The sequence below is a fragment of the Actinomadura sp. NPDC023710 genome (genome assembly GCF_040639875.1).
Classification (GTDB): domain Bacteria; phylum Actinomycetota; class Actinomycetes; order Streptosporangiales; family Streptosporangiaceae; genus Spirillospora; species Spirillospora citrea.
The window spans coordinates 1-16,107 of record NZ_JBFAGB010000082.1 but is presented as its reverse complement, the minus strand read 5'-3'; the positions used below and the strand labels follow the sequence as shown (position 1 = coordinate 16,107).

General features: G+C 73.3%; 14 protein-coding genes. 7 read left to right on the top strand and 7 right to left on the bottom strand.

Annotated features, from left to right (window positions below):
- Positions 1 to 117: 117 nt before the first annotated feature.
- Entirely contained in the window at positions 118 to 726 is a 609-nt protein-coding gene (locus AB0H37_RS44160) for a TetR/AcrR family transcriptional regulator (RefSeq protein ID WP_179834527.1), read from the bottom strand.
- A 106-nt stretch (positions 727 to 832) separates the two neighbouring features.
- Between AB0H37_RS44160 and AB0H37_RS44155 the strand changes: the two genes are divergently transcribed.
- The 6 genes from AB0H37_RS44155 (at position 833) to AB0H37_RS44130 (ending at position 8,793) form a co-directional block, all read left to right on the top strand.
- Positions 833 to 2,545: an acyclic terpene utilization AtuA family protein gene (locus AB0H37_RS44155; RefSeq protein WP_360618703.1), complete on the top strand. Its 1,713-nt coding sequence runs from the start codon at positions 833 to 835 to the stop codon at positions 2,543 to 2,545.
- A 56-nt stretch (positions 2,546 to 2,601) separates the two neighbouring features.
- Positions 2,602 to 4,134 carry a carboxyl transferase domain-containing protein gene (locus tag AB0H37_RS44150; RefSeq protein ID WP_360618704.1) on the top strand — a complete coding sequence of 511 codons (1,533 nt, stop codon included), beginning with the start codon at positions 2,602 to 2,604 and terminating at the stop codon, positions 4,132 to 4,134.
- Positions 4,135 to 4,144: 10 nt separating this feature from the next.
- Positions 4,145 to 6,106, top strand: coding sequence for a biotin carboxylase N-terminal domain-containing protein (locus AB0H37_RS44145; protein WP_360618701.1), 1,962 nt, complete (start codon positions 4,145 to 4,147; stop codon positions 6,104 to 6,106).
- A complete protein-coding gene (locus AB0H37_RS44140) occupies positions 6,103 to 7,257 on the top strand; it encodes an acyl-CoA dehydrogenase (protein ID WP_360618699.1) in 1,155 nt (384 codons plus the stop codon). Before AB0H37_RS44145 ends, AB0H37_RS44140 begins: the two co-directional genes overlap by 4 nt.
- Before the next feature lie 93 nt (positions 7,258 to 7,350).
- A complete protein-coding gene (locus tag AB0H37_RS44135; protein ID WP_360618697.1) occupies positions 7,351 to 8,469 on the top strand; it encodes an RDD family protein in 1,119 nt (372 codons plus the stop codon).
- Positions 8,470 to 8,613: 144 nt separating this feature from the next.
- The gene (locus AB0H37_RS44130) at positions 8,614 to 8,793 is read left to right on the top strand and encodes a hypothetical protein (protein ID WP_179834533.1); all 180 of its coding nucleotides are present in this window, start codon (positions 8,614 to 8,616) and stop codon (positions 8,791 to 8,793) included.
- 76 nt (positions 8,794 to 8,869) lie between these two features.
- On the opposite strand, the gene AB0H37_RS44125 is transcribed toward AB0H37_RS44130, so the two are convergent.
- The 6 genes from AB0H37_RS44125 to AB0H37_RS44100 all read right to left on the bottom strand — a co-directional run bounded on the left by AB0H37_RS44125 (position 8,870) and on the right by AB0H37_RS44100 (position 14,863).
- A complete protein-coding gene (locus AB0H37_RS44125; RefSeq protein WP_360618695.1) occupies positions 8,870 to 9,436 on the bottom strand; it encodes an AAA family ATPase in 567 nt (188 codons plus the stop codon).
- Positions 9,433 to 10,491 (bottom strand): enolase C-terminal domain-like protein, encoded by a 1,059-nt coding sequence (locus AB0H37_RS44120; protein ID WP_360618693.1) that lies wholly within the window; start codon positions 10,489 to 10,491, stop codon positions 9,433 to 9,435. The genes AB0H37_RS44125 and AB0H37_RS44120 overlap by 4 nt, the downstream gene beginning before the upstream one ends.
- A 126-nt stretch (positions 10,492 to 10,617) precedes the next feature.
- Positions 10,618 to 12,108, bottom strand: a complete 1,491-nt coding sequence (locus AB0H37_RS44115; protein ID WP_329091537.1) for an LCP family protein — start codon at positions 12,106 to 12,108, stop codon at positions 10,618 to 10,620.
- Between the two features lie 40 nt (positions 12,109 to 12,148).
- On the bottom strand, positions 12,149 to 12,781 hold the full coding sequence (locus AB0H37_RS44110) for a hypothetical protein (protein ID WP_360618691.1): 633 nt from the start codon (positions 12,779 to 12,781) through the stop codon (positions 12,149 to 12,151).
- 136 nt (positions 12,782 to 12,917) lie between these two features.
- On the bottom strand, positions 12,918 to 14,354 hold the full coding sequence (locus AB0H37_RS44105) for a GuaB1 family IMP dehydrogenase-related protein (RefSeq protein WP_179834537.1): 1,437 nt from the start codon (positions 14,352 to 14,354) through the stop codon (positions 12,918 to 12,920).
- Positions 14,355 to 14,710: 356 nt separating this feature from the next.
- Positions 14,711 to 14,863 (bottom strand): hypothetical protein, encoded by a 153-nt coding sequence (locus tag AB0H37_RS44100; RefSeq protein ID WP_179834538.1) that lies wholly within the window; start codon positions 14,861 to 14,863, stop codon positions 14,711 to 14,713.
- A gap of 208 nt (positions 14,864 to 15,071) precedes the next feature.
- On the opposite strand from AB0H37_RS44100, the gene AB0H37_RS44095 reads away from it, so the two are divergent.
- Positions 15,072 to 15,986: an Lrp/AsnC family transcriptional regulator gene (locus tag AB0H37_RS44095; RefSeq protein WP_329091531.1), complete on the top strand. Its 915-nt coding sequence runs from the start codon at positions 15,072 to 15,074 to the stop codon at positions 15,984 to 15,986.
- Positions 15,987 to 16,107 lie beyond the last annotated feature (121 nt).

Below are 16,107 nucleotides of genomic sequence, written 5' to 3'. Positions count from 1 at the left end.
GGTCGGTCGAGGCCTCCTCGACCGCGCAGCCCATCACCTCGAACACCTCGGCGGCGGGTTCGAGGACGGCGGCCGGCGGGGCCTTTCTCATTTCTGCCGGCATCCCGGGCATCCGGGTCAGCGGCCGAGCGTGCGGTCGAGCGTGGCGGCCCACTGGTCGAGCAGGCGGGTACGGCGTGCCGAGTCGTCGGTGAGGAGATCGGCCAGGCCGAGGCCGCGGACCAGGTCGAGGGTCGCCTGGACCGTTTCCCGGACGCCGGGGACCGACTCGTCCGCGCCGAGGGCCTCGACGGTGAGGCGGTGCGCCTCACGTCCGACCCTCGCCTCCAGGGGAACGACCTGCGCGCGGAGCTGCTCGTCCGAGCTGGCCGCGACCCAGAGCTGGAGTGCGGCCCGGAAGAGCGGGGTCGTGTACATCTCGCCGAGGAGCGTGACGACGTCCAGCGTGGAGGGACGGCGGTCGGCGAGCGCGTCCAGGCGCTCGCGCATCTGCGCCATTCTCACGTCCGAGCCGTACTCGACCGCCGCGGTCACCAGTTCCTCGCGCGTGCGGAAGTGGTGCTGGGCCGCGCCACGGGAGACACCCGCGCGCTCGGCGACCACCGCCACCGTCGTGCCCGCCCAGCCCACGGAGGCGAGGCAGCCGATGGCGGCCTCCAGGAGGCGCCGCCGCGTGGCGCGGCTGCGGTCCTGCTGCGGTTCGCGGGGGAGTGCCTGGGCGGTCATGGAGTCCTCGGGGTCGGTGGCCGGCCCTCCAGTCAACCAAACGATCAGGCGAGGAAACAATCATGCACGATTGATTTTTTAGATGCGGGCTGGCAGGGTTCTGGCCATGAGCCAACCGCTGCGGGTCGGTAACGCCTCGGGCTTCTACGGCGACCGCTTCTCCGCGGTGCGGGAGATGCTGGAGGGCGGGCCGCTGGACTTCCTCACCGGCGACTACCTCGCCGAGCTGACGATGCTGATCCTCGGGCGCGGGAAGATGAAGGACCCGGACGCCGGGTACGCCGCGACGTTCCTCCGGCAGATGGAGGAGTCCCTCGGCCTGGCCGCGGAACGCGGCACCACGATCGTCACGAACGCCGGCGGGCTCAACCCGCGGGGGCTGGCGGACCGCCTGCGCGAGCTGGCCGCCCGGCTCGGGATCGACGTGCGGATCGCCCATGTGGAGGGCGACGACCTGCTGTCCCGGGCGAAGGATCTCGGCCTGGCGGACGGCCGCTACGGGCGGCCGCTCACCGCGAACGCCTACCTGGGCGCCTGGGGGATCGTCGAGTGCCTGCGGGCCGGCGCGGACGTGGTGGTGACCGGACGCGTTACCGACGCGTCCCTGGTCGTGGGCCCCGCCGCCGCGCACTTCGGCTGGGCGCGCGACGACTGGGACGCCCTCGCGGGTGCGACGGTCGCCGGGCACGTCCTGGAGTGCGGCGCGCAGGCGACCGGCGGCAACTACGCCTTCTTCCAAGAAATCTACAATGTAAAGGCGCCGGGCTTTCCGGTCGCCGAGATCCATCCCGACGGCTCCAGCGTGATCACCAAGCACGACGGGACGGGCGGCGCCGTGACCGTCGAGACCGTCACGGCCCAGCTCCTGTACGAGATCGGCGCGCCCTCCTACGCGGGACCGGACGTGACGGCGCGGTTCGACACGATCGCGCCGGCGCAGGATGCACCCGACCGGGTGCGGATCAGCGGCGTCCGGGGCGTTCCGCCGCCGCCGTCCACCAAGGTGTGCCTGAACCATCTGGGCGGCCACCGCAACGAGATGACCTTCGTCCTCACCGGCCTGGACGTCGAGGCCAAGGCCGACCTCGCGAAGGCGCAGCTGGAGGCCGCCTTCGCGGGGGCTCGGCCGGCCCGTGTCGAATGGACGCTCGTCGGCACGCCCGGACCGGATCCGGCCACTCAGGGGGAGGCCACGGCCCTGCTGCGCTGCGCCGTCCTCGATCCGGATCCGGAGAAGGTCGGCCGCGGGTTCAGCGGGGCCGTCGTGGAACTCGCCCTCGCCGGTTACCCGGGCTTCACCATGACCTCACCGCCCGGAAAGGGCGGCCCCTACGGGGTCTACACGCCCGCCTACGTCCCGAACGAGGCCATCGAGCATGTCGCGGTGACCTCCGAGGGTGAGCGAGTCTCCATCCCGGCCGCCCCTCTCGTGCGCGACCTTGAGATCTCCTCCGAGTCGCCACCCGCCGGGGCCGTCCCGCCGGGCGCCACCGTCCGCGCACCGCTCGGCCGTGTCGCCGGGGCGCGGAGCGGGGACAAGGGCGGGGATGCCAATATCGGCGTGTGGGCCCGGACCGACGCGCAGTGGCGCTGGCTGGAGCCGTTCCTGACGACCGAAAGGCTTGGCGAGTTGCTGCCGGAGACCCGCGAGCACGCCGTCCGCCGGTATGTGCTCCCCAACCTCCGCGCGGTGAACTTCGTCGTCGAAGGGCTGCTGCAGGAGGGTGTGTCCGCCTCGACCCGGTTCGACCCGCAGGGAAAGGCTCTGGGGGAGTGGCTGCGGTCCCGCCTCGTCGACATCCCGGAGGCAGTCCTGTGACCCTCAAGAGCACCCTGGACGCGCGGAGCCCGGAGTACCGGGAACGCCGCGCGGCCATGCTGGAGAAGCTGGCGGCCCTGGACGCCGAGCACGCCAAGGCGCTGGAGGGCGGCGGCGAGAAGTACGTCGCGCGGCACCGCGGCCGCGGCAAGCTGCTGGCGCGCGAGCGCATCGAACTGCTGCTCGACCTCGACTCGCCGTTCCTGGAGCTGAGCCCCCTCGCCGCGTGGGGGAGCGACTTCCCGGTCGGCGCGAGCGTCGTCACCGGCATCGGCGTCGTCGAGGGCGTCGAGTGCATGATCGTGGCGAACGATCCGACGGTGCGGGGCGGATCCAGCAATCCGTGGACGGTGAAGAAGAGCTTCCGGGCGTCCGACATCGCGCTGGAGAACCGGCTGCCCGTCATCAACCTGGTCGAGTCGGGCGGCGCGGACCTGCCGACGCAGAAGGAGATCTTCATCCCGGGCGGCCGCATGTTCCGCGACCTCACCCGGTTGTCGGCCGCGGGGATCCCCACGATCGCGCTCGTGTTCGGCAACTCCACCGCGGGCGGCGCCTACATTCCGGGCATGTGCGACCACGTCGTCATGGTCAAGGAGCGCGCGAAGGTGTTCCTCGGCGGTCCGCCGCTGGTGAAGATGGCGACCGGCGAGGAGGCCGACGACGAGGAGCTCGGCGGCGCCGAGATGCACGCGCGCACCTCCGGCCTCGCCGACTACATGGCGGCGGACGAGGCGGACGCGCTGCGCCTCGGACGCCAGATCGTCGCGAACCTCAACCACCGCAGGCTCGGTCCCGCGCCCGGCCCGGTCGAGGAGCCGCTGTACGACGCCGAGGAACTGGCCGGGATCGTCCCCGAGGACCTGAAGGTCCCCTTCGACCCGCGCGAGGTCATCGCGCGGATCGCCGACGGGTCGCGGTTCGACGAGTTCAAGCCGCTGTACGGGATGAGCCTGGTCACCGGCTGGACGCGCGTCCACGGCTATCCGATCGGGGTCCTCGCCAACGCGCAGGGCGTCCTGTTCGGGGACGAGGCGCAGAAGGCGGCGCAGTTCATCCAGCTCGCCAACCAGAGCGACACCCCGCTGCTGTTCCTGCACAACACGACCGGCTACATGGTCGGCAGGGAGTACGAGCAGGCCGGGATCATCAAGCACGGCGCCCTGATGATCAACGCGGTGGCCAACAGCCGGGTCCCGCACATCTCGATCGTCATGGGCGCCTCGTACGGGGCGGGCAACTACGGCATGTGCGGCCGCGCGTACGACCCGCGGTTCCTGTTCGCCTGGCCGAGCGCCAAGTCGGCGGTGATGGGGCCGCAGCAGCTCGCGGGCGTCCTGTCGATCGTGGCGCGGCAGGCGGCGCAGGCGCGCGGGCAGGCCTACGACGACGACCAGGACCGCGCGATGCGGGAGATGGTCGAGGCGCAGATCGAGGCCGAGTCGCTGCCGTTCTTCCTGTCCGGGCGGCTCTACGACGACGGGGTGATCGACCCCCGCGACACCCGGACCGTCCTCGGCCTGTGCCTGTCCGTCGTCCACAACGCGCCCGTGCGCGGCGCCGAGGGCTTCGGCGTCTTCCGGATGTGAGTGTCGAACAATGATCAACAGAGTGCTGGTCGCCAACCGCGGCGAGATCGCCCGCCGCGTCCTGCGGGCCTGCCGGGACCTCGGTGTCGGGACGGTCGCCGTCCACTCCGATCCCGACGCCGGCGCGCCGCACGTCCGGGAGGCGGACGTGGCCGGGCGGCTGCCCGGGGCGTCCCCGGCGGAGACGTACCTGTCGGTGGAGCGGCTCCTCGCCGTGGCGAAGCGCGCCGGGGCCGACGCCGTCCACCCGGGCTACGGGTTCCTGTCGGAGAACGCGGACTTCGCGCGGGCCGTCGTCGGCGCGGGCCTGACCTGGATCGGCCCGCCGCCCGAGGCGATCGCCGCGATGGGGTCCAAGATCGAGGCCAAGAAGCTGATGGCCGCGGCGGACGTCCCGGTGCTGCCCGAGCTCGACCCCGCCCGGGTCGGCGGCGCGGACCTGCCGCTGCTGGTCAAGGCGTCCGCGGGCGGCGGCGGGCGCGGCATGCGCGTCGTCCGGACGCCGGAGGACCTGCCGGACGCCGTCGCGGGCGCGCGCAGGGAGGCGGAGTCGGCGTTCGGCGACCCGACCGTGTTCTGCGAGCCGCTGCTGGAGGACGCCCGCCACATCGAGGTGCAGATCCTCGCCGACGCGCACGGGACGGTCTGGACGCTCGGCGAGCGCGAGTGCTCCATCCAGCGCCGCCACCAGAAGATCATCGAGGAGGCGCCGTCCCCGGCCGTCGGCCCCGAGCTGCGGGCGCGGCTGTGCGGGGCGGCGGCGAGCGCGGCACGCGCCATCGGCTACGTCGGCGCGGGCACGGTCGAGTTCATGCTGGCGCGCGACGGCCGCTTCTACTTCCTGGAGGTCAACACCCGGCTCCAGGTCGAGCACCCGGTCACCGAGTGCGTGTACGGGGTGGACCTCGTCCGGCTGCAGATCGAGGTCGCCGAGGGGGCCCGCCTGCCGCAGGCGCCGCCGGAACCGCGCGGCCACGCCATCGAGGTGCGCCTCTACGCCGAGGACCCCGCGCAGGACTGGCGGCCCGCCAGCGGCACGCTGCACACCTTCGAGGTTCCGGGGGCGGACGTCGAGTTCGCCGTTCCGGCGGCACACGGGGTCCGCCTCGACAGCGGCGTGGAGAGCGGCGCCGAGGTCGGCGTCCACTACGACCCGATGCTCGCCAAGGTGATCGCGTGGGCGCCGTCCCGGGCCGCCGCCGCGCGCAGACTGGCGGCCGCGCTGCGCGGCGCCCGCATCCACGGCCTCACCACCAACCGCGACCTGCTCGTCCGGATCCTGGAGGAGCCCGCGTTCCTGGACGGCGCCACCGACACCGGCTACCTCGACCGTGTCGGCCTCGGCGCCCTGGCCGCGCCGCTGGCGGACGAGGCGGCGGTCCGGGTCTGCGCGCTGGCCGCCGCGCTCGCCCAGGCCGCCGCGGACCGGGCGGGCGCCGCGGTGCTCGGCGGCCTCCCGTCGGGCTGGCGCAACGTGCGGTCCCAGCCGCAGCGCAGGACGTTCCAGGGGCCCGGAGGCCCGGTGGACGTCGACTACCGGCTGGACAGGAACGGCCTGGCCTCAGAGCTGTGCCCGGGCACGTCGCTGCTGTCGGCCTCGCCGGAACGCGTCGTCCTCGACCACGACGGCCTCCGCGAGACCTTCACCGTGACCGCCGCAGGGGGCGCGGTGCACGTCGATTCCCGTCTCGGCCCGGTCACGCTCGTCGCCGTCCCGCGGTTCGCCGACCCGAGCGGCCGGATCGCCCCGGGGTCCCTTCTGGCCCCCATGCCCGGCACCGTCGTCCGCGTCGAGACCGCACCGGGCGCGGACGTCGCCGAGGGGCAGACCCTCGTCGTCCTGGAGGCGATGAAGATGGAGCACCGCGTCGCCGCGCCGTCCGCCGGGACGGTCGCCGAACTCAACGTCACCGCGGGGCAGCAGGTCGAGTCCGGCGCCGTCCTCGCCGTCATCGAAGGGACCCCCGAATGAGCTTCGTCGAGACCGAGGAACGGCGGGCCCTGCGCGCCGCCGTCGCTGAGCTGGGCGGCAAGTACGGCTCCTCCTACTACGTGGAGAAGGCCAAGTCCGGGCAGAAGACCGACGAGCTGTGGGCCGAGGCCGGGCGGCTCGGCTACCTGGGCGTCAACGTGCCGGAGGAGTACGGCGGCGGAGGCGGAGGCATCGGCGACCTCGCCGCCGTGTGCGAGGAGCTGGCCGCCGCGGGCTGCCCGCTGCTGCTCATGGTCGTGTCCCCGGCGATCTGCGCGACGATCATCGCCCGGTCCGGCACCGAGGACCAGCGCAAGCACTGGCTGCCGCGCTTCGCCGACGGCTCGGTGAAGATGGCGTTCGCGATCACCGAACCCGACGCCGGCTCCAACGCGCACCGCATCACCACCACGGCGCGCCGCGACGGCGACGGGTGGGTGCTGAGCGGGCAGAAGACGTTCATCTCCGGCGTGGACGAGTCGGACGCCGTGCTGTTCGTCTCCCGCACGCAGGACCAGAAGGGCAACCTGCGGCCGTCGCTGTTCATCGTCCCGACCGCCGCGCCGGGCTTCACCTTCACCCCCGTCGACATGGAGATCGTGTCGCCGGAGAAGCAGTTCGTCTGCCACCTCGACGACGTCCGGCTGCCCTACGACGCGCTCGTCGGCGACGAGGACGGCGGCCTGCTGCAGCTGTTCGCCGGACTCAACCCCGAGCGCATCATGGCCGCCGCGATGGGCGCCGGGATCGGCCGCCTCGCGCTCGGCAAGGCGACCGGCTACGCCATGTCCCGGCAGGTGTTCAGGACGCCGATCGGCGCGCACCAGGGCCTCGCGCACCCGCTCGCCGCCGCCAAGATCGAGCTGGAGCTGGCCCGGCTGATGGGGCAGAAGGCCGCCTGGCTCTACGACGCGGGCGACGACACGGGCGCCGGCGAGGCCGCGAACATGGCCAAGTACGCCACCGCCGAGGCCGCGATCCACTGCGTCGACCAGGCCATCCAGACCCACGGCGGCAACGGCCTCACCACCGAGTACGGCGTCGGGATGCTCGCCGGGGTCGTCCGGCTCATGCGCATCGCCCCGGTCAGCCGCGAGATGATCCTCAACTACGTCGCACAGCACTCCCTGGGGCTGCCCAAGTCCTACTGACGATTACGGTGGCGGCGCGGGACCGGGCGGCTTAGACTCCTGCCGTTCCGGCGCTTTGATCCACAAAAGAAGATCGCGACCAGAGGGACTCACGTGTACGGTCCGCCACCCGTTCCGCTGCCCGCCGCAGAGCCCGTGCCGCCCGCCCCGCCTCCCGCCGCGGCCCCGCGCGGCCGCCGCCTCGCGGCCTGGGGCATCGACGCCGCACTCCTCGCCGGCGCCGCCGTCCTCCTCGGCATGATGACCTGGGGACGGCTGAACGGGCTCCTCGGGGACGGACTCTGGGGCGACGCCCTGTCGGCGGGGGGCGGGCTCCTGCTGTCCGGCGGCGACGTCCAGCAGGCCGCCGAGAAGTTCGGCATGGGCATCTGGAACACGGTCGTCAGCGCCGTCCAGCAGGCACTGCTCCTGCTCGTCCTGATCGAGTTCCTGCACCAGTTCGCGGGGCAGGCCTTCGCCGGCCGGACCGTCGGCAAGGCCGTGCTCGATCTGCGCGTGGAGAACACCACGTCCGCCAAGTCCAGGGCGCTGCGCCGTTCGCTGGTGACCACGGCGGGCGGCACCGGCCTGTACTGCACCGCGTGGATCCTTCTCCTGCACGGCCTCTTCTTCCTTTCCCTCGTCACCTGGCTGGTCGCCGTCGCGGTGTTCCTGGCCAACAGCGCGCCGACCCTCGTCGGCGCCCGCCGGCGGGCCCTCGCCGACCTGGTGGCGGGGACGTCCCTCGTCCGCGCGGACGGCTACCGCCGCGCCGCCGAGGCCGCGCGGCAGGGCGCCGTCATCGCCTGGGACGGCACGCAGGCGGCCGGCCAGGTCGCGGGCCAGGCCGTCCGGGAGAACGCCGCCCGCATCGCCCAGGCCGAATCGATGCAGCGCGCCCTGCAGTCGGAGCGCGCCCGGCAGATGCAGGATCTGGGCCGGCGGTCCGCCGCCCGGATGCAGGGCGCGATGCAGAGCGAACGGGCACAGCAGGTCGGAGACGCGGGCAAGCGCGTCGGCGGCCGGCTCAGGAACGCCTACCAGGATCGCCGGGCCGCGCGCCGGCAGGCGCTGCCCCCGCAGCCGGAACAGCCCGCCCTCCCGCCGCCCGCACCGCACTACGACCCCTACGCCCAACCGGGCCAGTACTCCCACCCCGGCCAGCCGGCCCAGCCCGCCCAGCCCGGCTGGTACGAGCCGCCGCAGCAGTACATGCCGCCGCCGCAGCAGTAGTCGCCCAGGGCCCGGAACTGCCGAAGTCCTACTGAATCACCCAACCTCGACCTTTGCTCACTGTTAGTAGTCATTACGTTACATAGAGCATGTGGCGGGGAGTATCGCTACGCAAGTACGGATGCTGGAGCGAAAGGGATGATCATGAAGAGGTGTCTTGCGGTTCTGGTTCTCGCCGCCGGGACGACGGTGGCCGGGATGACCGGCCTGTCCGCCACGGCGTCGGCCGCCACGGCCTCCGGCGAGCCGATGTCGGGGCACGGTCACCACTGCTGCTGCGAGCACAACTACAACAAGAACGTGAACATCAACATCAACGGCTGACGCGAAGGTCGTTCCGCCCGGCGCTCCTTCCGGCGGGCGGCCATCTGGCGGAGACCGCGCGGTCTCCGCCAGATCGTCACTCGGCCAGGGCGTCCAGTTGCGCCTCCAGCGGCACGGGCGCGCCGAGGCGGTTGTCCACGGCCGTGTGGGGCACCGGAGGCGGCGTCCCGGGCAGCATCCGGGCGACGAACGCGTCGAACGCCGCCAGCTTGCCGGTGTCGCGGGGCGAGCCCCGCCGCTCCAGCCGGTGCCGGAGGGTCGCGGCGTCCGTCCGGATCCAGACGAGACGCACCCGCGGCCCGCCCAGGGACGCGACCCACTCCGTCCAGCGCGCCGCGTCCCGGATGTGGCCGGTGAACGGGCCGCTCAGCAGCACCGGGCAGCCGTGCGAGCGGATCTCCCGCGCCGTGGCCGTCATCCCCGCGTACTCGTGCGGCTTGACGTGCTCGTCGTACCAGGGGCCCTCGCGCTCGCCGGGATCGCGGGAGGACGCCGCGAGCGTCGCCTCCACGAACGGCCCGAACATCGTGTCCTTGTCCAGCAGCGCCGGCACGGGACGCAGCCGCCGCAGCAGCAGGTGCGAGATCGTGGACTTGCCGGAGCCGGGCGGCCCCGCCACCACCCAGACCGGGGCGGGTGTCACGTCGACAGGCGCAGGCGGCGGGTCGCCAGCCGCTCGATGCGCGCCTCGTCGATCTCGTGGCCGAGGCCCGGCTGCGTGAGCGGGACGCCGACCACGCCGCCGGACGAGCGCACCGGCGGCGTCACGAACACCGGGCCGCCGGCCGGGTCGGACACGTCGCTCGGCAGCGTGCACCCCGGCAGGGCCGCGAGCGCGACCGCGGCGGCCTGCCCGATGCCGAACGCGCCGCAGCCGCTGCACCACACGTCCCATCCCGCCGCGTAGGCGAGGTCGTGGGCGCTGCGGGCCGCGGTCAGCCCGCCGAGCCGGTCCAGGCGCAGGTGCAGCGCACGGCCCGCCTGCAGCGACAGGGCCGCGTCCAGCGTCTCCAGATCGCCCACGTCCGGGGCCACGGCCGTGCCCACCCGCGTCTGGAGCCGGGCGTGCGCGGCCAGGTCGCCGCCGGGGAAGGGGCGTTCGATCGCCGCCAGGCCGTAGGCGTCCAGCGCCTCCAGCGCCGCCAGGTGCTCCGGCGACTCGGTGTAGGCGTGGCCCGCGTCGGCGACGAGCGCCAGCGCCGGGTACGCCTGCCGGATCGCGCGGACGGGCTCGACGTCCCACCCCGGCCGGACGTCCAGCGTGACACGGGTGTGGCCCGCTCCAACGGCCTGGTTGACGCGGGCCGTGACGGTGTCGATCGCGGGCTCGGGGGAGATCCGCGCACCCGTCACGATGGAGGTGCGGGTGCCGCCGAGCGCGTGCGCGAGCGGCAGCCCCCGCGTCCGGCACCACAGGTCCCAGCAGGCGGTGTCGACGGCCGCCGCGGCCTCGCGCGCGCCGAGGTCGGCGGCGGCGGACACGTCCTCGGGGCGGTCCCAGTCGAGCCCGATGAGGGCCGGCCCCATGCGCGTCTCGATGTCCGCCCATGCCGCGCCGGGGTCCGCGGCCCCCACCGGGACGGCCATCTCGCCCCAGCCGACGGCGTCGCCGCCGGCCAGGCGGACGAGGACGCTCTCCGGCCGCCGCCCGCGCGGCATTCTCACGCGGAAGGCGTCGCAGCCGTGGATCCGAGGCACCGCACCAGCCCTTCGAAGTAGGGGTCCTTCCTCAATGATCCCCCCTCCCCGGACCGGGAAGGACAATTCACGCGGGTCAGGACCGCCTCGGCGGGACGGGCGCCGGCCGCGGGCCGGGCCTGCCGGTCAGGGGCAGCTGCTCTCCAGCGACTCCGGCTTGGAACTGGGCTTGGACGGTTCGCCGCCGTCTTGCCCGTCCGGCGACCCGGTGGGCGAAGCGGTGGGCGACCCTGTGGGTGATGCGGTGGGCGTGCCGCTCGGTTTGACGCTGACCTGCCGCGGGTCGCTGTTGACGGCGTCGGCGGCCAGGGTGCGGATCTTGTCGAAGTCCGGGTTCCCGGTGTAGATCAGCGGCGGGACGAACTGCAGGCTCCTGATCTGCGCGCCGTTCTTGACCCGGTTCGACAGCTTCATCAGCGCGGGCAGCAGTTCCTGCGGGATGTCGGTCGACAGCGTCCGCTTGGCCGCCGCGGCGAGCTTGTCGAAGCTGGTGAGCACGGTCTGCGGGTCGGCCTGCTCGGCGATCGCCCGCATCAGGCACTTCTGCCGGCTCATCCGCACGTAGTCGCTGCTGTTGGTGCGGGACCGCCCGTACCAGAGGGCCTCCTTGCCCTTCAGCGTCCGGTATCCGGGCTGCAGGACGGCCCCTTGCAGGCCGTAGGGGATCGGCTCGGTGATCTTGAGCTTGACGCCGCCCATGGCGTCGATGATGTCGGCGAAGCCGAACATGTCGACGAGGATGTAGTAGTCCACGCGCAGGCCGAGAACGCCGGCGACGGTGGCCTTCAGAAGTTCGGGGCCGCGGCGTTTCTTGGCGACGCCGGGCACCACGTCGGGGTGGTTCTCGGCGTATTCGTAGACCTCGTTGAGCAGGCCCGGGTTCTGCGGGCCGTCGCCGGTGAAGCCGTAGGGGAACCGGTCGCGGGCGGGGCCGGGCGGCATCGGGAACTGTTCCAGGTTCCGCGGCAGGCTCAGCAGCACCGTGTCGCCCGTCTTGGTGTCGACGCTGGCGAGCGTCACGCTGTCGGTGCGCACGCCGGTGCGGTCGGCGGCGGAGTCGCCGCCGAGCAGCAGGATGTTGACGCGGGGCTGGCCGTTGAACGGGTCCTTGGCGTCGACGGGCTTGCCGTTCTCGCTGCCGGTGCGGAAGATGCTGGTCAGCGCGTCACGGTACACGTAGGTGCTGTGCGCCGACCACGCCACCGGCACCGCGACGGCGAAGCACATCACCGCGACGGCGGCCGCGCCGAGCGTCCGGGCGCCCGCGGCGAGGCGGGCCGGGCGCAGCAGCAGGTAGGAGCGGACGACGACGAGGATCCACAGCACGCCGAGTGCGACGAGCGCGGCGGAGGTCCGCTGCAGCACCGCGGGCTGGACGGCGTAGTGGACCAGGTCGGAGCGGTAGAGCGTGGCGGCGCCCCCGAGGGCGGCCACGATCGCCACGTACAGCGCGAGCAGCAGCCCGCCGGCGACCCGGCGACCCGTGACGAAATGCGCGACACCCCAGACCAGGGCGGACGCGAGCGTCAGCGCCAGCGCGCGGGGAAGGCCCCCGGCTCCGCCGGAGGTACCCGCATCGTCCCTGTTCCGGGCACGCCCCCTCGGCGACCGACCCATGTACGCTCCGATTCCCACCCACAGTGAATTAAGCCTCGGCTCACATTATGGACGCGTCGAACCGGGCAAAGGTTGCGTAAGAGTCGATCGCATGCAAGCGGATGTGGCCTTTGGTGCAGAACGTCAGGATAGTGAATCCGCCGCCGTCCGGGGGCCCGTACGGATGATCACGTGGCGGGCAGGGCGCCAGCGCGTGGGCGGCCGTCAGCGGCGGAACGATCACCAGCAGGCACAGGACCGAGACCGTGGTGCCGCCCGCGAGACGCCACAACGGCGACAGCCCGTCCGGGAGCAGCACGGCGTAGGAGTGGACGATCAGCCCCGCCCACAGCGCCGCGACGACCACGCAGCCGGCCGTCAGCGCCGCCAGCAACGCGGGCCGCGCCGCCGCCTGCAGCAGGAGCGGGCGGCCGTGCCCGGCGGCGAGGGCCGCCGCGGTCAGCGCCAGCGCCTGGACGGTCAGCAGCGCCGCCCCGAGCCTGACGCGCCCGGCCCGCAGGTGCGCGATGCCCGGCAGGGCCGGGGAGACCGCGGCGATCAGCAGCGCCTCGGCCAGCCCCCGCAGCGCCGCCTCCCGCTCCCGGCGCTCCCGCACGCGGTCCCGGACCGCCGGGCCCGGCGCCCCCTCCTGCAGCGGCCGCGCCCCGGCTCCGATCGGCCCGCCGTCGACCATGCTGCGCCCCCTTCAGGGACGGAGACCCCTCTCCGTTCCCGACGTAAGAGAGTGCAGGTCAGGGAGCTGAACGGGGGCGAAGGCAGCGGCGTGTCGCGAAATGCGGGGGACCCCGGCGGTCCGGAGGGGATGCCCTTTACCAGCTGCTGGACAGCGGCTTGCCCTCGGCGTAGCCGGACGGGCTCTGGATCCCGATCGTGGCGCGCTCGTGGAACTCCTCCAGGGTCCGCGCGCCCGCGTAGGTGCACGAGCTGCGCAGCCCCGCCACGATCGAGTCGATCAGGTCCTCCACGCCGGGCCGCTGCGGATCGAGGAACATCCGGGAGGTGGAGATGCCCTCCTCGAACAGGGCCTTGCGGGCCCGGTCGAAGGGGGAGTCCTCGGCGGTGCGCAGCCGCACCGCCCGGGCGGACGCCATGCCGAAGCTCTCCTTGTAGAGCCGCCCGTCCGCGGCCCGCTGCAGGTCGCCCGGCGACTCGTAGGTGCCGGCGAACCACGAGCCCACCATCACGTTCGCGGCGCCCGCCGCGAGCGCCAGCGCGACGTCGCGCGGGTGCCGGACGCCGCCGTCCGCCCACACGTGGCGGCCGAGCCGGCGCGCCTCGGCGGCGCACTCCAGCACCGCGGAGAACTGCGGGCGGCCGACGCCCGTCATCATCCGGGTGGTGCACATTGCGCCGGGGCCCACGCCGACCTTGACGATGTCGGCGCCCGCCTCGATCAGCTCGCGGGTGCCCTCGGCGGTCACCACGTTCCCGGCGACGACCGGGACGGCGGGGTCCAGCGCCCGGACCGCGGCGAGCGCGCTCATCATCTTGTCCTGGTGGCCGTGCGCGGTGTCGACGACGAGCAGGTCGGCGCCCGCCTCCAGCAGGGCCTTGGCCTTGCCTGCGACGTCGCCGTTCACGCCGACCGCCGCGGCGACGCGCAGGCGTCCGGCGGCATCCACGGCCGGCCGGTAGAGCGTGGCGCGCAGCGCGCCGGTGCGGGTGAGGACGCCGGCGAGGCGGCCCTCGGCGTCCACGACGGGAGCGAGCCGGTGGCCGCGCTCGTGCAGCCGGTTGAACGCCTCCCGCGGGTCGACGCCGGCCGGCAGCGTGACCAGGTCGCGGGACATGATGTCGCGGAGCTGGGCGAACCGGTCCACACCCATGCAGTCGGCCTCGGTGACGACGCCCACCGGGCGGTCGTCCTCGACGACGATCACGGCGTTGTGCGCCCGCTTCGGCAGCAGCGCCAGCGCGTCCCCGGCCGTGCTGGAGGGGTCCAGCCGGATCGCGGTGTCCACGACCAGGTCGCGGCCCTTGACCCAGTCGATGACCTCGGCGACGACGTCGACCGGGATGTCCTGCGGGAGCACCGCGACCCCGCCGCGGCGGGCTGCGGTCTCGGCCATCCGGCGGCCGGACACGGCCGTCATGTTGGCCACCACGAGCGGGATGGTCGTCCCGCTGCCGTCCGTGGTGGCCAGATCGACCTCGAGGCGCGACCCCACCGAGGAGCGGCGGGGGACCATGAAGACGTCGTTGTAGGTGAGGTCGTGAGCGGAACGCTCACCGTTCAGCAGGTGCACGGCAGTACTACACACCAATCGCGTTCGCAGTGGCTGGGCCACCGTACATTGTCAGTCATACCCGGCGGTGCTCCCGCCAAGGCCGCAGGCCGGGCGCGCCGGACCGCCCCGCCGCCGCGGGCAAAGCCCGTGACCAGGGGTGATGACACTGTGTCCCCGGAGGGCGTTGAGTGTCGTCTCCGCCCGTCTTCCCCCCTCCTTGCAGGGATAACGAAAGTGAACTCGTGCGCCTGGTGGAAAACGGTGCAACGTGAGGCTTGGCTCTCTGTAAAGTTACCTCTTGACGTAACTGCGCCCCCGATGCACTTTTCTTACATGTGCCTCGCGCGGACGGCGGATCCGCCGTAGGGGGTGGGTCAGAAGAACACCGGGAGAAGCGCATGCAGGTCACGCACGTGGTCCCGGTCGGCCATGCCCGCCCGCGCCGCCGGGCGCCCCGACCGGGCGGCGATCGCCGGAGCGGTGATGGCCGTCCGGCGCGTCCACCGCCGGGTCGCGTCGCGCCGCATCTGTGGCGTGGGCCCGGCAGCGTTGCGCTTTCGTACCGGTTTCTGTGGCATTTGAAACGTCGCCGCCCGGAACCGGTCACCGACGCTTCGACGGCGGCCGGGCAGGGCGAACACGAGCAAGATCAATATTTGACGTCATACCGTCCTGAAATGGAATGATCTTGCAGTTGCTGGCAAAACGATTCATCACATGTCGAGGAGGAGAGCCGTGCTGGATGCGGTCGACGCCGTGCTCGTCCGCGAGCTCCAGCGGGATGGCAGGGCGACGTTCCAGGCGCTGGCCGATCGCGTCGGGCTTTCCCGCACGGCGGTGCGGGCACGGGTGCAGCACCTTCTCGAAACCCAGGTCGTCCGCGTCGTCGGCATCGTGCACGCCGCCGTCGTCGGCGCGGAGGCGATCGGGCACGTGTCGGTCACGGTGGCCGGCTCGGCGAGGGAGGTGGCCGAGAGCGTCGCCGAGCGCGCCGCCGTCAGCTTCACCGCGCTGACCGCGGGCCCGTACGACCTGGTCGCCCAGGTGCGCACCCGCGACGACGCCGCGCTCGCGGCCGAGGTGGACCACATCAGGTCCGTCACCGGCGTCCGCGCGGCCGAGGTGTTCCGGTCGGTGTCCACCGTGCGCGACACGCACGCGGTGGTGCGCGAGCTCGGCGAGGTCACCCTCGACGACATCGACTGGCGGCTGCTGCACGAGCTGCAGCGCGACGGCCGCGCCCCCTACACCCGGCTCGCGCACGTCATCGGCCTCTCGCAGGCCGCCACCCGGGCCCGGGTGGTCAGGCTCATGCGCACGGGCGTCATCCAGGTCACCGGCCTCGCCGATCCCCTGGCGCTCGGCGCCGCGGAGCTCGGCGGGTTCGGGCTGGTGGTGACGGGCGGGCTGCGCAAGGTCGCCGACGCGGTCGCCGCCCAGGACGGCGTCCGCTACCTGGCGACCGGCTTCGGCCGGTACGACATCGTCGGGCAGGTCGAGGCGGCCTCCCGCGCCGAGATGGTGGCCGTGTTCGACGCCATCCGGTCGGTGTCCGGGGTGACGGTACGGGAGTCCTGGCACCACCTCGACGTGGTGAAGGAGTCCTACGCCGTCCAGCTGCCCGAGCAGCCCCTCAACGGGGCGGTCTGAACGCGGCCGCGCCCCGGCCACGGCGGTGACCGAGCTCGGCCGCCGCGAGCTGGCCGCCGATCCGCTCGCGATCGACCGGCGCTGGCAGGCGGTCGGGCCCGGGGACACCGTCACCCTCCTG

Bases quoted from the DNA above. Each gene is read 5' to 3' on its own strand.
- AB0H37_RS44160 (WP_179834527.1), bottom strand. From the start codon at position 726: ATGACCGCCCAGGCACTCCCCCGCGAACCGCAGCAGGACCGCAGCCGC.
- AB0H37_RS44155 (WP_360618703.1), top strand. From the start codon at position 833: ATGAGCCAACCGCTGCGGGTCGGTAACGCCTCGGGCTTCTACGGCGAC.
- AB0H37_RS44150 (WP_360618704.1), top strand. From the start codon at position 2,602: ATGCTGGAGAAGCTGGCGGCCCTGGACGCCGAGCACGCCAAGGCGCTG.
- AB0H37_RS44145 (WP_360618701.1), top strand. From the start codon at position 4,145: ATGATCAACAGAGTGCTGGTCGCCAACCGCGGCGAGATCGCCCGCCGC.
- AB0H37_RS44140 (WP_360618699.1), top strand. From the start codon at position 6,103: ATGAGCTTCGTCGAGACCGAGGAACGGCGGGCCCTGCGCGCCGCCGTC.
- AB0H37_RS44130 (WP_179834533.1), top strand. From the start codon at position 8,614: ATGAAGAGGTGTCTTGCGGTTCTGGTTCTCGCCGCCGGGACGACGGTG.
- AB0H37_RS44115 (WP_329091537.1), bottom strand. From the start codon at position 12,108: ATGGGTCGGTCGCCGAGGGGGCGTGCCCGGAACAGGGACGATGCGGGT.
- AB0H37_RS44110 (WP_360618691.1), bottom strand. From the start codon at position 12,781: ATGGTCGACGGCGGGCCGATCGGAGCCGGGGCGCGGCCGCTGCAGGAG.
- AB0H37_RS44100 (WP_179834538.1), bottom strand. From the start codon at position 14,863: ATGCGGCGCGACGCGACCCGGCGGTGGACGCGCCGGACGGCCATCACC.